Below are 14723 nucleotides of genomic sequence, written 5' to 3' on the forward strand. Positions count from 1 at the left end.
GCAGCGTCGCCTTGTCGGCGGGCAGCTTGTCGGCCAGCTTGTCGAACTGGCTGTCGGGGATGTTGATCGCGCCGGGAATGTGGCCGGGATCGTACTGGCGCGCGGCGGGGCGCGAGTCGATGATCACCACGCCCTTCTTCGGCGGGATGCTGACTTGCTGCCTGACGAAGTCGTAGTCGACCAGCGCCTTGGCGTACCAGCCGTCCCTGGGCTGGATCGCCGCCGCGTCGGCGGCGTAAGTTGTCACCGGATAGACCAGCGGCACAGCGGCAAGGCTGGCGAGGGCGGCGACGAACAGGGTCAGACCTTGGGTTCGCATGATCATCTTCTGCATTCTCAGAACTGGTAGCTGACCTGGAAATTGAGGATGTTCTGCTTGAGCTCTATGGTATTCGCCGCGCCCGTATTGGAGGTAAGGCTGTTCTTGAAAGCATGAACGTAGGAGACCGAGCCGCTGACCTTGTCGCTGAATTTCCGCGTCAGGCCGAGGGTGAGATGTTTTTCCACCACAGCGAGGGAACCGAGGTTGTTGTTGACGTCCTCCGCGCCGATAGGTGACTTGCCATAGTTGAAGCCGGCGCGTACCTGCATCCGCTCGCCGATGTCCTTCTGAATGCCGATCGCATAGACAGTCTGGTCGCTCCAGCCGAAGTTGAGCGTCGCCGGAACCGGACTGGCCGCTGGCCGGGTGACCGTCACCGAATTCAGCACGTCACCGAACGAGATCTTCTTGATATCGCCCTCGATCAGCCAGTCCTTCGCGGGGCGCCAGGCCAGACCCAGAGCCGCCGTCTGCGGACCATCCATGCGCATCGATACCTGCCCGGCGGCGGTATTCCATTTGAACTCATCCATGTGCTGCTTGCTGGTCCAGGCGGCGCCGAGTTGCAGCTTGTCGGTCAGCTTCCAAACCATGCCTGCCGTCATGCCCCAGCCAAAGACCTGGTTCTGCGGCAGCGTATAGGCCGGGTTCGACAGGGCCAGGCTCTGATAATTCAGGTTTATCGTCGCTCCCAATGCCAGCTGGTCACTCACGCGGAAGGCGAAACCCGGCGCGACCTTGAACAGCTGCTTGGTGGTGACGACGAACTGATTGCCGGCGGCGGCGGCCGTGTCGGCGAAGTCGACTCCCATGCCGGCCATGCCGCCCAGCCCCATGCCGAGCGTCAGGCGGTCGTTGACGCGAAAATTCACTGCGCCTGCCGGCATCATGTAGATATTCGAATTGCTGTCGAAGCCGTTGACGCGCCGTGGCGGATTCAGGAATCCCACGCCGAGGTCGAAACGCACGTCCTTGATATTGAGTTCCGCCATGCCCGCCGGATTGACGAGCACGGTTGCTGCATCCTGGGGCGCGGCGACCACGGCGCCTGCCATGCCGTTCTGGATGGCGGTCAGACCAAGCATCTGGTCGCCGTTGGTGGCGGCGGCATAGGGAGCGGTGATGCCGAGCACAAGCGCGGCGACAGTTCGAATCTTCCTGGTGGCAAGCATTTGATCCTCCTTGATCTGTATGTCTCGGTGCAGACACTTGTCTGCGTCACGGGTTTTCGCGAAAAGAAGGGAGGCCGGCGATCATCGTCGCGGCCGGATTCCCGTCGCAGACGTCAATCGATGATGTGGGGCGAGTCGCCTTTGCCAAAGCGGAACAGGTTGTGGCAGTTCGAGCAACCCTCCAGCACCTTGCCCATTTCGGCGCCGGCGCCCGGGAAATTCTTGTTTAGGGCCATTTCGGCCACACGCTCCAGACCGCCCTCGACCGCCCCGTTGATCTTCGGCAGCGCGGCGAGCGAGTCGGCGTTGATCTGCTCAAGCTTCACATAGGCCAGCAGGTGTCCTTTCGGCCAGCGATGGCGGGAGGCGCGAACCGCGCAGTCGGCAGCCATCTCGCCGTTCTCGACCATCAATCCGGCGGTCACGCACTGGACATCGGAGAGCAGTTCCATCATCACCTGGCGCGCGGTGGCGTCTTCGCTATAGCGGGTATGCTTGGCCGTCATCTTCCTGAACTGCTGTATGAACTCCGGCGGCAACTTCTTCACCTGGGCCTGGAACTCCGGGGTCATCTTGTACTGGCGCGGTGCGTCTGCCGAGGTCTTCTCGATGCTGGGGTACTTGTGGCCGTTGGCTGGCGCCTTGGCTTCGTCCGCGGCCGCCGGAAAGGCGGCTGCGGCACCGAGCAAGGCGACAGCAGAAAGAGTGGCGACAAACTTCGATTTCATGGACATGGTGGTCTCCTTATTGAAAATGCTGCGCAGCCGGGCTGCCGCGACTTGTTTCGGGCCGCGTCCCCCTGAATGGATCGATCAGTCGCTTAGGCCGATCGTCACGCTCATCACGCCGATGATGTCACCGCTCTCCAGCCCGTCCTTCTCGAAACCGAGCATGTCGGGCTCACCCCTGGGCTTGCCGTGGCAACCGAGGCAGGGCGGGATCAGGCGGATGGGCTCCATGTGGCGATATACGTCCTGCTTGCCCCATTTGGCGTAGCTGGTCAGCGGCCGGTTTTCGCCATGGCCGGCGCTGATGTAATGCCCCAGCGCACTGCGCTCGGTGTCGTCAGGGGCATTCATCGGGCTGCGGTAGGCGCGCCCCGGCTGCTTGATGACGATGCCGGTGCGGGCGGTGAACACCTGGCCCATCTCGCGCTCCCACTTGGCCGGCAGGAAGTTCTTCCAGCCCACCCCCTTGGTGTTGAGGCGCTCCTGGTTGTTGTCGATTACCTGGCGCCCGGCCCAGAACAGCTTTTCGAAGATCTTCTTCTGGCCGGGCGTTGCTTCGATCAGGTCGGGCTCGACGGCCGAACGCCATTGGCTTTCGAAGACCTCGCCGGAGAAACCCTTGTCGCCCAGGGCCGGATCGACGAACTTTCCGGCATAGGCGAAAATGATCATGCGCGCGGCAATGACTGCCCTGGCAAGCTTTTCGGCCGTCGCCTTGGCCTCAGCCCGCGGTACCGTCTCCATGAAGAACGATTCGGCAAAGCCGCCCTTGGCGCGCGCACCAACCTGCTCGGCCGCTGCCGGCAGTCCCGTCAGCACCAACAATGCGGCAACTGCCGCCGTACGTTCGATCATGATCTTCCCCTTGTTGTGTTATGTTTTTCTGCACAGGAAGGTTAGGGAGCAGCGGTTTCCCGGCTGTTGCAGGGGAGCCGCAAATATTACAAGTTGTTACAGGAAGGGAAGTCGAGGCCATGGCGGAACGTCGCCGACAGATACTGGTGGTGGACGACGACGAAGGCATGCGCGAGTTGCTGGTGCGTTATCTGTCCGACAACGGCTACGACGTGAGCGGGGTAGGCGACGGGCTATCCATGAAACGGCATCTCGTCGCCCATCAGGTCGATCTCATCCTGCTTGACGTCATGCTTCCCGGCGAGGATGGTCTGAGCCTCGCACGCGGGCTGGGCGGCAACGGTCCGCCGATCATCATGCTCTCCGCGCGTGGCGAGGAAGTCGACCGCATCGTCGGCCTTGAAGTCGGCGCCGACGATTACCTGCCGAAACCTTTCAGCCATCGTGAACTGCTGGCGCGCGTCACGGCGGTGTTGCGCCGTCGCCAACCTGCCGCCGAATGCGGACGCATCCGTCGCTTTGGCCCGTTCGAGGTCGATCTCGACGCGCACAGCCTGACGCGCAATGGCGAGGAAGTCGATCTGTCGGGCGCCGAGTTCGCCCTGCTCAAGGTGCTGCTCGACCACCCCGACCGCGTGCTCGGCCGCGACGCGCTGGTCGAGTTGCTCAAAGGCTACGAGCGCGCACCCTTCGACCGCATGGTCGATGTGCGCGTCACCCGCCTGCGTCGCAAGATCGAGCCGGATCCCTCCCATCCGGTGTATCTGCGCACTGTGTGGGGCGAAGGCTATCTTTTCTCGCCGGGCGGGGCGGGCCGAAAGTGATGATGCCGCGTACCCTGTTCGGCCGCACCGCACTTGTCATCGTGCTGGTTTCTTTTGTTTTCCAGCTATTCACCATCGCCGTTGCCACCTATTTCGCCCTGATGCCGCTGGGTCGTCACGCCACCCGCGATTTGGCCGCGCTGATGATAGATACGGCCCAAGCCTGGCAGACCGCGCCGGTCGCCGAGCGTCCCGGGTTGCAGGATCGCATCGGTCGCCTGCATCGCCTCCGGGTGCAGGATCCGTCCGGCGAGGCGGAAAGCTTCGCCCGCATGCTGCCGTATTTCCGCTTGCTGGAAACCTTCCTGAGTGCGCGTACCGGCGAAGCCGTCGAACTGCGTACCAGCCGCAGCGAGGATGGCACGCAGTGGTACTGGGCCGACCTGCCGGTTGCAGGTTCAAAGGTACGCGTCGGCTTCCCGGCCAGTCGTGTCGATGTTCAGCCATGGCTCGCCATGCTGCTGATCTTCTCGGTCGGAGCGCTGGTGACGCTGGTCACCTCGGCCTGGCTGGCACGCTGGCTGATCGCGCCGCTGGCAGGCCTGGCCGTGGCGACCCAGCGCATCGGCCAGGGCCGGCGGCCGGAGCCGCTGGCGGAAACCGGCCCGACCGAACTCGCTGCCCTGGCCCGCGAATTCAATCGCATGGGCGTACAGGTGGAGGAGTTGCTGGCCAACCGCACCACGCTGCTGGCGGGTATCTCGCACGACCTGCGCACGCCACTGGCGCGCATCCGCCTCGCGCTGGGCATGCTCTCGGAGAATCCCGCCCCGGAACTGTTCGAGCGTGTTCTTAGCGATGTGGATGACATGAACGAGCTGATCGCCCGCTGCCTCGAGGTGAGCCGCGATTTCGCCGAACAGGACTCGGTGGAGCTGGACCTGTGCGATCTTCTCGCCGGCGTCGCCGCCGAGCATGCACACACCGGAGTTGAATTGCGTGGCCGCAAGGGCGCCGACTGCCGCTTGTGCGTGAGGCCACTGGCGCTCAAGCGCATCGTGTCGAACCTGGTCGATAACGCCGTGCGCTATGGCGCCGGCCAGCCGATCGACATCGAGTACCGAGTCGCTGACGGTGTGGTCGAGATCTGCATTCTGGATCGTGGTCCCGGTATTCCCGAACAGGAACGGGAAGCCGTGTTCCGGCCCTTCTACCGCCTTGAACCCTCGCGTAGCAGCAGCACCGGGGGCAGCGGGCTGGGCCTTGCCATCGTGCGCCAGATCGCCACGGCCAACGGCTGGGCGGTCGATCTCCGGCCGCGCGAGGGCGGCGGCACTGCCGCCTGCGTTCAGATTCCGCTCGGAGCGGCGACTGTCGAATAGGCGCAGCGATCGGGCAGTGTTGCCGCTCGCCGTGCCGTTCCGCCAGCGCCGACTTTTGGCTGCCTTACAGCGTGACGTCGATGCGCGCGCCGAGCAACCTGGCCTTCGGCGTGCTGCCGCCGCCGGGGTTGCGCACCTGCTGGTAGTTGGGTTGGATGGCGAGCCAGGGGGTCACGGCAAAGCGCCAGGTGATTTCCAGCACGTCTTCGGTCGACTTGGTGTCCGCCGGCACCGCCTGCGCGTCGCGCCATTTCCGCGACATGCCGGCGCGCGACCAGGCGAAGCCGAGGACGTCGTCCGGGCGCGAGGCGACCGGACCCTTGGCGTGCAGGCCCAGGTTAATGCTGTTCGTGACCGGGGTCGAATCGCCGTCGGTCCAGGTGTAGCGCGCAAATGCGGTGATGAAACGCTCCTGTTCGCCACCCAGGTTCACCAGGCTGCGCTCGCCGAGGATGTAGCCGCCTTGCTGGCTGCGCTGTAGCGGGTTGCCACCGGCATCGAGGTCGCGCTGGTCGTTCACCTTCGTGCCGTAGCCCCACAGGCCGAGCGCGGCTTTGGCATGCCCCTTGAACTTGTCGTTGTCGGCTTCCGGCAGCCAGCCCAACTCGCCGATGGCGAATCCTCCATCGTTCTTGGCGAAGCGGATCGCCGTGCGCTTGGGTCGTGCCGGATCGTTGGGGATGCCGTCGAGCAGCGCGCCCATGGCGTAGACGGACTTGGTGATGTTCCACTTCGCGCGCAGGCCGAAGGCCGAGTTGTTGAAGATCGACGGTCCGCGCGTCTGCGCCAGGTCGGCGGGCGTGCCATATTGCGGGCCGATGAAGACGCCTGCCGAATCCATGGTGAAGAATTCGGAATCGATCGGGTAGAGGCCGGCCAGCACCGCCAGGCGGTCATCGAGGAAGCTTTGCTGCAGCCAGGCCTGGAACAGGCGCGTGGTGGTCGGGGCGCCGACTTCGACGTTGGTCACGCCCATCTGCGCGCCGACGTGGCGTGCGTTGGGTCCCCAGCCGCCGTCGCTGAGGACGTTGATCAGGGCGCTGCCGCCGTTCCAGCCGGCGGCCTTCTCCAGATCCATCTTCAGCTTGAAGTCGAGGTGGCTGATGTGCCGGCTGCCATTGCTGATGGCGCCCCGGTTGCGCAGCGCATCGATTCGCGCCAGGCCCTCGAACTCGAAGCCCCGCTTCGCCGCCGCGCTGCGATTTCCGCCCCAGTCGCCGGTGAGCGTGTCTTCGGCGAAGTTGGGTACCGCTTCTTCGGCGGCCAGCACGGGCGTGGCGACAGCCAGGCAGGAAAACATGGTGATCAGGGTGCGGCGCATCGGATTTCCTCCTTCATGGTCAGGGGCGGCAAAGCTGGATGACGGCCAGAAAGGTGTTCTGCTTGAGGCCGGCGTCGTCGTTCGCGCAAATCGAGCCGCGAAGCGTCGCGCATTCGGTTGCCATGGCGCCGAATTCTACCGCCAGCGGCAGTGCATGGCCCTGACATCTCCGTCGCGGCTATCCATCTCGGATAGAATTTGCCGATCTTTGCTGCCGGATCCTGCCGTGTCGCGCCTGCCCGTCCTGTTGTCGGTGTTGTTCTTCTTGGTCTGCCAGGTTGACACGGCGATCGCTGCCTTGCGGCTGACGTCGGATACGGTGTCCCATGCCCTGGCGGCGGAAGTTGGCGTGTATGAGGACGCGGCCGGCAGCATGTCGCTGGCCGATGCGCAAGGGCGCGGCGCCGAGTTCCGTCGATCGCCGCGACATGACGGCGAATCGGTCAATTTCGGCTACTCCTCGTCGGCGTGGTGGCTGCGCGTCGATCTTGCCGCGGATCGCGGGGCGCGCCGCGACTGGTTGCTCGAAGTGGGGTTTCCCACGCTGGACAGCGTCGAGTTTTACGGCCCCGACGGCGAACGCCTGAGCGCCGGCGACCGCCGTCCTTTCGCGACGCGGCCGATCCCGCATCGCAACTTCGTGTTCCCCGTGCGCTTGCCCGAGTCCGGGACCGGCACGGTGTGGCTGCGTATAGTCTCCGAAGGCACGCTGACGATCCCGCTGCGGATATGGCGGTCCGATGCATTCTGGCAGCAGTCGATGATCGGGTACACGGTGCTTTCCGTTTATTTCGGCATGCTGCTGGCGCTGGCGCTGTACAACCTGTTGCTGTGGTTTTCGCTGCGCGAGTCGGTCTATTTCAGCTACGTGCTGTTCGCCACCGGCATGGCGGTAGGCCAGTTATCCATGAACGGCTTGGGCAACCAGTTTCTCTGGCCGGCGTGGCCGCTTTGGGGAAACCATGCGTTCGCGGTCGGCTTTGCCGCGGCGGGCCTGTTCGGCGCCCTGTTCGTGCGCGGCTTTCTCGCCACGCGACGCAACCAGCCGCGCCTGGACGGCGCCATCGTCGGCCTTGCCGGCTTGTTCGCGGTCTGCATGCTGGTGCCCCTGGTTGCTCCGTATCGGCTGGCGGCGATCCTGACCTCGCTGACGGGAGTGAGCTTTTCCGTGGTCGCGGTGCTGGCCGGCTTGCGCGGCTGGCGCGCCGAGCAGCCCGGAGCGAGGACCTTTCTGCTGGCGTGGACGGTATTGCTGCTGGGGGCCGCCGTGTTCGGCCTGCGCAACATGGATGTGGTGCCGACGACCTTCCTCAGCTTCTACGCTTTGCAGATGGGATCGGCACTGGAAATGCTGTTGCTGTCGTTCGCCCTGGCCGATCGCATCAATGGCCTGCGGCGTGAAAAGGACGCTGCGCAGGGCGAGGCGCTGGCCGCCAAGCAGGAACTGGTCGCGGCACTGAAGCGCTCCGAGGCGGGCCTCGAACGGCGGGTCGGCGAACGCACAGCCGAGCTGGAGGCGCTGAACGCGCGCCTGCGCGAGAACGAGCGCCAGTTGCAGGCGCTGGCGCATACCGACACCCTGACCGGGCTGGCCAATCGGCTGCTTTTGGGCGCACGGCTGGAGCAGTCGATCCAGCTGGCGCGCCGCAGCCAAGGCCAGATCGCCCTGCTGCTGGTGGATGTGGATCGCTTCAAGGCGATCAACGACACCTACGGCCATGCCATCGGCGACGAGGTACTGCGCGTCGCCGCGCAGCGGCTGCGCGCCGCAGTGCGCGCGGTCGATACCGTGGCCAGGCTGGGCGGTGACGAGTTCGCCGTCGTACTGTCCGGACTGAGCGGCGCCGCTGATGCCGAACGCATGGCGGAGAAGATCGTCATCGGCGTGCGCGAGCCGATGCGCGTGCTCGGCATGCCGCTGGAGATCAGCGTGAGCGTCGGCGTTGCGACCTATTCCGGCGGCGATTTGTCGCCGGCGGAACTGATGCGCCGCGCCGACCAGGCGATGTATGCCGCGAAAAGCGCCGGTCGCGACTGTTTCCGGGTGTTCTCGGCCTGAGTTCGCGACCCGGGCCGCCGAATCAAACCACGCGGGCGTAGGCGTCGATCACGTCCTGCGGCGCCTGTACCAGCTCGATCAGCACGCCTTCGCCGGCGATCGGGAACTGCTCGTTGGCCTTCGGATGAAGGAAGGTGATGTCGAAGCCGGCGGCGCCCTTGCGGATGCCACCCGGCGCGAAGCGCACGCCTTGTGCCGTCAGCCATTCCACGGCTTTGGGCAAGTCGTCGATCCAGAGTCCGACGTGGTTCAGGGGCGGTTCGTTCACGGCCGGCTTTTTCGCCGGATCGAGCGGCTGCATCAGGTCGACTTCCACCTTGAAGGGGCCGCTGCCCATGACGGTGATGTCTTCATCGACGTTTTCGCGTTCGCTGACATAGTTGCCGGTCACGGCGAGGCCGAACATGTCGATCCAGAGCTTCTTCAGGCGTTCCTTGGAAGGGCCGCCGATGGCGATTTGCTGGATGCCGAGAACCCTGAACGGGCGTGCGACGGGTTGTTGGGTCATGGAATGTTCCCCGTTGATTGGCGTCGGCCCGTGGGTGGCACGGCGTTCAACGCCCTTTTTCCAGGCAATCGCGGATGCATGCCAGGAGATCGTCTTCGTCGTAGGGCTTGCCGAGGTAATGGTCGACGCCGATCTCCGCCGCCATCTGGCGATGCTTGTCCGCCGTGCGCGAGGTGATCATGATCAGCGGAATGTGTTTCAGGCGGCTGTCGCCACGGATGCTGCGCGCCAGGTCGAAACCGTCCATGCGCGGCATCTCGATGTCGAGCAGCATCACGTCGGGGAGCACCGTCGCCAGTTGTTCCAGCGCATCCACGCCGTCCTTGGCGGTCAGCACGTTATAGCCGTGGCGCGCCAGCAGGCGACCACTGATCTTGCGTACGGTCAGTGAATCGTCGACCACCATCACGGCGGCAGAGACGGCGCTGGCCGCAGCGGGCGCCGCCGCCGCCGTGGCCGGCGCGGCCAAGGGAGGAGCATCCCCGGGCGCGAGATCCGGTCCCGAAACGGCACGGCGCTCCATGCTGCGTGCCGCGAGCGCGATCGGGTTGATGATCAGCGCGACTTCGCCGTTGCCCAAGACCGTGGCGCCGGCCAGGCCGGGGACGCGCGCCAGTTGCGGCCCGACCGACTTGACCACGACTTCGCGCGTACCGGAAAGGCTGTCGATTTCCAGCGCAACGCGATCCGTACCGCCCCTGACCAGCAGAATCCAGTGCCGGCGTTCCTGTTGCGGCGTCGTTTGCGCGGAGCCGAGCAATTCGCCGAGGTAATGGTAGGGATAGCGATTGCCCAGCCAGTCGGTGCCACCGGCGGCGCGGATCTTTGCCGCCGCCTCGGGGCGCTGCTCGGTTGCCTGCTCGATCATCGAGGACGGGATGGCGTAGTGCCGGTTGCCGAAGGTGACCAGTACGGCCTGCGTGACCGCCAGTGTGAGCGGCAGGTAGACGCGGAAGGTCGCGCCCTTGCCGGTGGTGGAACTGACTTCGATGCGTCCGCCGAGGCTGGCGGTTTCGTTGCGTACCACGTCCATGCCGACACCGCGACCGGCGAGCGCGGTGACTTCCTCGGCGGTCGAGAATCCCGAATGCAGGATCAACTGCGACAGCGTTGCTTCATCGGGTTCGTCGTCTGCGGCGAGCAGGCCGCGTTCGATGGCGCGGCGGCGGATCCGCTCGAAATTGAGGCCGGCGCCGTCATCGGAGATCGACATCACGATTTCGTTGCCTTCCTGCGCCAGTGAAAGGGTGATCTGGCCGATGGTGTCCTTGCCGGCGGCGGCGCGGGCGGAGGGATCTTCGAGGCCGTGGGCGATGCTGTTGCGCAGCATGTGCTCCAGCGGACCGGCCATCTTGTCCAGCACCGAGCGGTCGAGCTCGGTCTGGCCGTGGCGGATGTCGAGGTTGGCGCGCTTGCCGGTGTCCTTGGCGGCCTGCCGCACCACGCGATGCAGGCGTTCGGCGAGGCTTTCGAAAGGCACCATGCGCACGCCCATCAGGCGCTGCGACAGTTCGCGCGAGAGCCGGGCCTGGGCGGCGATGGCGGCATTGGCCTGATCCAGGTTGCGCATCAGGTTCTGCTGCACGGTGGCGACGTCGTTGACGCTCTCCGCCATCATCCGCGTCACTTCCTGGAAGCGGGTGAAGCGGTCGAATTCGAGCGGGTCGAAGTCCTGCGCGCGTTCGCTGGCGAGCGCCTGCTGCGACATCATTTGCGATTCGGCCTGGATTTCCACCTCGCGCAATTGCTTGCGCAGGCGAATGATGTTCTCCGTGAGGTCCAGCATCGAGGTCTTCAGCGCCAGCAGTTCGCCTTCGATGCGCCCGCGCGCGATGGCCACCTCGCCGGCTTCGTTCACCAACTGGTCGACCAGGTCTGCCCGCACGCGCAGATGCACTTGCGGCGCGGGCACGTACGGCGCCGGGCCAGCGGCGGGCCTGGCAGGTGCTTCCGCCGCCGCGGTTTCGTGAGGTTCGGCCTGCGGGGTTTCCGCGCCAGACGTTTCGACGGTTACCGCGACGTCGGCGACGGCCGGCGCGGGTTCTTCCCGATCCGGTGCCGGCGCGTCCGGATTGCGCAGATGCTCGATCAGCATCGCGGCGCGGTCGTAGGAGGTTTCCAGTCCGTCGATGGTTGCCGGTTGCACCGAGTTCATGCGCACGGCCTGGTCGATGCGGTCTTCCATGGAATGCAGCAGTTCGCCGCAACCCATGGCGCCGGCCATGCGCGCGCTTCCCTTCAGCGTGTGCAGCGCGCGCTGCAGTGAACGGGCGATCTCCGGACTGGTCGGCGCCGCGCGCCAATGACGCAGGGTTTCGCCGATGTCGCGCATCAGGTCGACGGCCTCTTCGAGGAACAACGGCAGGATCTGTTCGTCGATCTCGTCCTCGATCCGGGTCGCGCGGCGATCCGCGGCCGTCACGGTGACTTCCGGGACTGCTGCCTGGGCCAAGGATTCGCCAGGCACTTCGAGCGCTGGCTCGGCGGTTGCCTCGACCGAGGGTTCGATCGCCGGCGTCATAGCATTGAGTTCGGCCGTGAGGTCGGCTTCCTCGCCGGGCATGCGACGTTCGGCGATCGCGCCGAGCATGCCTTCGAGCGCGCCAACGCAGCGCGCGAAAACGAAGCGCTGGGCTTCGGTCGGGACGGCGCCGATCAGGGCCAGGCGGCCCAGGGCGTCTTCCAGCGCACGCGCCAGGAGGGATACCGGTACGATTTCGGTCGCGGCGGAAATGCTGGCCGTGGTATGTGCGGCACGTATCGTGTCGTTGCTGGGGATGGTTTCGATACCAAGCGTGGCCTGCAAGGTCGCAATGTGCTCGCGGCATTCATCGACATACAGGTTGTAGAGAGTCGGCGCAATTTCAACCTCGCCGATACGGATCGGTGGCGGGGTTGGAAAGGCCATCACTTCGGCGGAGATCGGCTCGGCGGTGACGGCTTCCAACGGAACGTCAATGGCTGCGACAAACTCGGATGCGGCCACCTCGGGTTCCAGCGGCTCGGGCTCAGCGGCGTCGGGCGCGGCTTCTTCGGCTTGCGGTTCGCTGCCGCCGGGTTCCGCAAACCTGGCTGCGGCGAATTCCGGCGTGATGGGTTCGGGCGCGACGGCTTCGACGTCACCGATCTCGGGCATCGCGACTTCCGCCACGTCACTCGCAGGTTCCGCGACTTCGGGCTCAGCAGCTTCCGCCGCGGGCGCCCCAAAAGTCGGCGCCGGCGCTACGGCGACCGCAGCCTCTTCGACGGTTTCGAGGCGCTGGCAGCGGTGTTCCAGTTCGGCGTAGTCGAAACGCCGGCTGCCGCCGGATTCGAGCTGCTCGACCCAGTCCGTGAATATGCCGGCGGCAAGGTCAAGCATTTCCAGCAAGGGCGGTGTCGCCGGGCGGGTCTCGTGCAGCCAGGCGTTGAGGGTCTTTTCAACGGCCCAGCCGGCTTCGCCCAGGTCCGCCAGTCCGACCATGCGGCCGCTGCCCTTCAGCGTATGGTAGCTGCGCCGGATCGTGACCAGCGCCTCGTGGTTGCCCGGGTTGGCGTGCAGCAGTGGGAGTTGCTGGCCGATGGTGGCCAGAACTTCGTTGGCTTCCTCCAGGAAGATGCCGAGCAGTTCCGCGTCGAGGTCTTCCTCGCTGGCATCCACGAGTCGCGACGCTTCCGCCGAAGGAGGTGGCGTCTCGATGACAGGCTGCGCCGGGGGGGGCGGAATTTCCGGCGGCGCCTCGATCGGTGCCACTTCGAATTCGGGCAGCGCGTCGGTAGCGTCTGTCGCCGCCTCGGGGGATTGTCCCGGTTCGGTCGCCGGCAAGGTGTCCAGCGACAGTTCGGGCAGCGTTTCGGCGGTGGCCTGTGCCAGGGTTGTCGGCACCGCCTCGGGCGCCATGGCGACAAGCATTTCGATGGCGGAATGCGCCGCTTCCGGCTCGGCCTCGGCCGGTTTGGCGACCGCGGCTGGCGCGAGTATGGCGTCGATGTCGGCCGCTCCGCCCTGCAACTGGGTGACGAAGAAGCCAAGTGCCGAGAGCTTTTTCGCGACCTCCTCGAACTCCCCCGGTTGCGCCGCGAATCCGGGCTGCGCGAAGCGCTCCACCGCCGCCGCGCATTCGGCCAGCACGGCATTGGCGCGATCCTGGCCCAGCACCAGCAAGGCGCCCTGGATCTGGCGTATCGGTTGCTGCAACGCCGCCAGGGTGGATTGGCGCGTCGGATCGCGGAAGTAGGCGTCGAGCGTGGTTTCGATGGCGCCGAGGTTGCTGCGGATCTCGCGCGCCACGGATTCCAGCAGCAGCCGCTCCTGCGCCCGGCGCGCCATGGCGTCGAGATGCGGCAGGTCGAGCATGGCGAGTTCTTCGCCGCGTCCGAGGGCGGCCAGTCGATTGACGACGGCATCGGTCGAATGGGCGAACTCGGCGTCAAGCGATTGGAAGTTTTCGAGCGCGGATTCGGCGAGCAGGATGGCCGTGGCGATTTCCAGCGCCATGACCTCGTCGTGGCGGGCCGGATCGCGGCGCAGCTGGTCGGCGGTTTCCAGGATCGCGGCGGTCAGGCGGCGATAGTCGGCCTGTCCCGTGGCGGCGCCCTCCTCGGCAATTTTCGCGGCATGTTCGTGGAAGGGTGGCAGGGCGGCGGCGGTTCCCGCGCACAGGCGGTTCCAGTCATCCTTGGCGGCGGCCAGCAGTTCGCGCAGGCGGCGGATATGGGGCAGCAGGCGCTCGGTTTCCGATGGCGTCGCCGTCGGTACCATGCCTTCGAGACGATAGGCAGCACGCACGATGGCGAGTTGCTCGCCGCCGGCCGTGGCGCAGGCGGCCTGATACAGCGCTTCGCGCATGGCCCGCGAGTCGGGATCGGGCTGGCCTTCGGTGAGTTTCTTGATATGCGCCCCGAGGCGCATGGCGAAGCGCTTGGCGCCGTTTGCGTCGGGCAGGCCGTTGGCGGCCAGCGCGTCGAGGACGCCGATCGCGACCCACCAGTAGGCGCGCGAGGCGATCGAGCCGCGCGTCGCCTCGATCATGGCCACCGATATCTTCATCTCGGCGATGCCCTTGGGATCGTTCTTCAGCCACTTCAGCAAGCCGCGCTCGAAACCCAGGCGCGCCGCCTTGAGGCGAGCCGCCAGCGCGTCGGCCGCAAGCGGCGGTATGTCCTTATCGCGTTTGGGCGGACGCTGGGTCAGGTCGGGAAAGAACAGTGCCGCCGCGCCGGGGTCGATCTGGCCGCGCGCCTCGGCCATCGCGCGGTAAGGGGAAAAAAGCTTCAGCGGCTGGTCGGGATGCCCGGCCATCAGGTCGTCGAGGTAGCCACGTAGCGCGGCGAATCCAGCCTGGGCGGCGGCGACGGCGACACCGGTATCCGGTACCGTTGCATCGCCCAGCGCCGCCAGCAGTTGCTTGATGGCATCGGCGAATTCGGTGATGCCGTCGAGGCCGACGATGGCCAGCGCGCCATGCGCCTGGTGCATGCTGGCGCGTGCCTTGGCCAGGCCGTCGCAGGCGGGGTCGGCGGCATGGGCGGCGAGACTTTCGCCCGCGCGTTCGAGGGCAAGGTCGATTTCGCCCTTGACCCAGGACAGCGGACCGATGTCGAGTTCGATGCTCATTGAAGGAACCGTCGCG

Annotated in this window: 10 protein-coding genes; 3 read left to right on the top strand and 7 right to left on the bottom strand. The window is 65.9% G+C overall.

Translation table 11 applies throughout. From position 1 onward, the window contains the following. The 4 genes from J0M27_RS18635 to J0M27_RS18650 form a co-directional block, all read right to left on the bottom strand. Window positions 1-319, bottom strand: a 319-nt coding sequence (locus tag J0M27_RS18635) for a rhodanese-like domain-containing protein (RefSeq protein ID WP_294995316.1), incomplete at its 3' end; no start/stop codon positions are given. A gap of 17 nt (window positions 320-336) precedes the next feature. Beyond that, window positions 337-1494, bottom strand: a complete 1158-nt coding sequence (locus J0M27_RS18640; RefSeq protein WP_294995319.1) for an outer membrane protein transport protein — start codon at window positions 1492-1494, stop codon at window positions 337-339. A 113-nt stretch (window positions 1495-1607) separates the two neighbouring features. Then, window positions 1608-2228: a hypothetical protein gene (locus J0M27_RS18645; protein ID WP_294995322.1), complete on the bottom strand. Its 621-nt coding sequence runs from the start codon at window positions 2226-2228 to the stop codon at window positions 1608-1610. Window positions 2229-2306: 78 nt separating this feature from the next. Then, a complete protein-coding gene (locus J0M27_RS18650; RefSeq protein ID WP_294995323.1) occupies window positions 2307-3077 on the bottom strand; it encodes a DUF3365 domain-containing protein in 771 nt (256 codons plus the stop codon). Between the two features lie 119 nt (window positions 3078-3196). On the opposite strand from J0M27_RS18650, the gene J0M27_RS18655 reads away from it, so the two are divergent. After that, window positions 3197-3901 (top strand): response regulator, encoded by a 705-nt coding sequence (locus J0M27_RS18655; RefSeq protein WP_294995326.1) that lies wholly within the window; start codon window positions 3197-3199, stop codon window positions 3899-3901. Beyond that, window positions 3901-5223 carry an ATP-binding protein gene (locus J0M27_RS18660; protein WP_294995328.1) on the top strand — a complete coding sequence of 441 codons (1323 nt, stop codon included), beginning with the start codon at window positions 3901-3903 and terminating at the stop codon, window positions 5221-5223. The genes J0M27_RS18655 and J0M27_RS18660 overlap by 1 nt, the downstream gene beginning before the upstream one ends. Before the next feature lie 64 nt (window positions 5224-5287). Here the strand turns inward: J0M27_RS18660 and J0M27_RS18665 are convergent, their stop codons facing one another. Further along, window positions 5288-6544 carry a carbohydrate porin gene (locus tag J0M27_RS18665; RefSeq protein WP_294995331.1) on the bottom strand — a complete coding sequence of 419 codons (1257 nt, stop codon included), beginning with the start codon at window positions 6542-6544 and terminating at the stop codon, window positions 5288-5290. A gap of 226 nt (window positions 6545-6770) precedes the next feature. Between J0M27_RS18665 and J0M27_RS18670 the strand changes: the two genes are divergently transcribed. Next, window positions 6771-8603: a 7TM diverse intracellular signaling domain-containing protein gene (locus J0M27_RS18670; protein WP_294995334.1), complete on the top strand. Its 1833-nt coding sequence runs from the start codon at window positions 6771-6773 to the stop codon at window positions 8601-8603. Between the two features lie 22 nt (window positions 8604-8625). On the opposite strand, the gene J0M27_RS18675 is transcribed toward J0M27_RS18670, so the two are convergent. Both J0M27_RS18675 and J0M27_RS18680 read right to left on the bottom strand, forming a co-directional pair. Next, window positions 8626-9111, bottom strand: a complete 486-nt coding sequence (locus tag J0M27_RS18675) for a VOC family protein (RefSeq protein ID WP_294995337.1) — start codon at window positions 9109-9111, stop codon at window positions 8626-8628. Between the two features lie 46 nt (window positions 9112-9157). Further along, window positions 9158-14707, bottom strand: a complete 5550-nt coding sequence (locus J0M27_RS18680) for an Hpt domain-containing protein (protein WP_294995341.1) — start codon at window positions 14705-14707, stop codon at window positions 9158-9160. Between the last annotated feature and the right edge of the window lie 16 nt (window positions 14708-14723).

This window comes from Sulfuritalea sp. (assembly GCF_017302275.1).
Taxonomy (GTDB): Bacteria; Pseudomonadota; Gammaproteobacteria; order Burkholderiales; family Rhodocyclaceae; genus Sulfuritalea.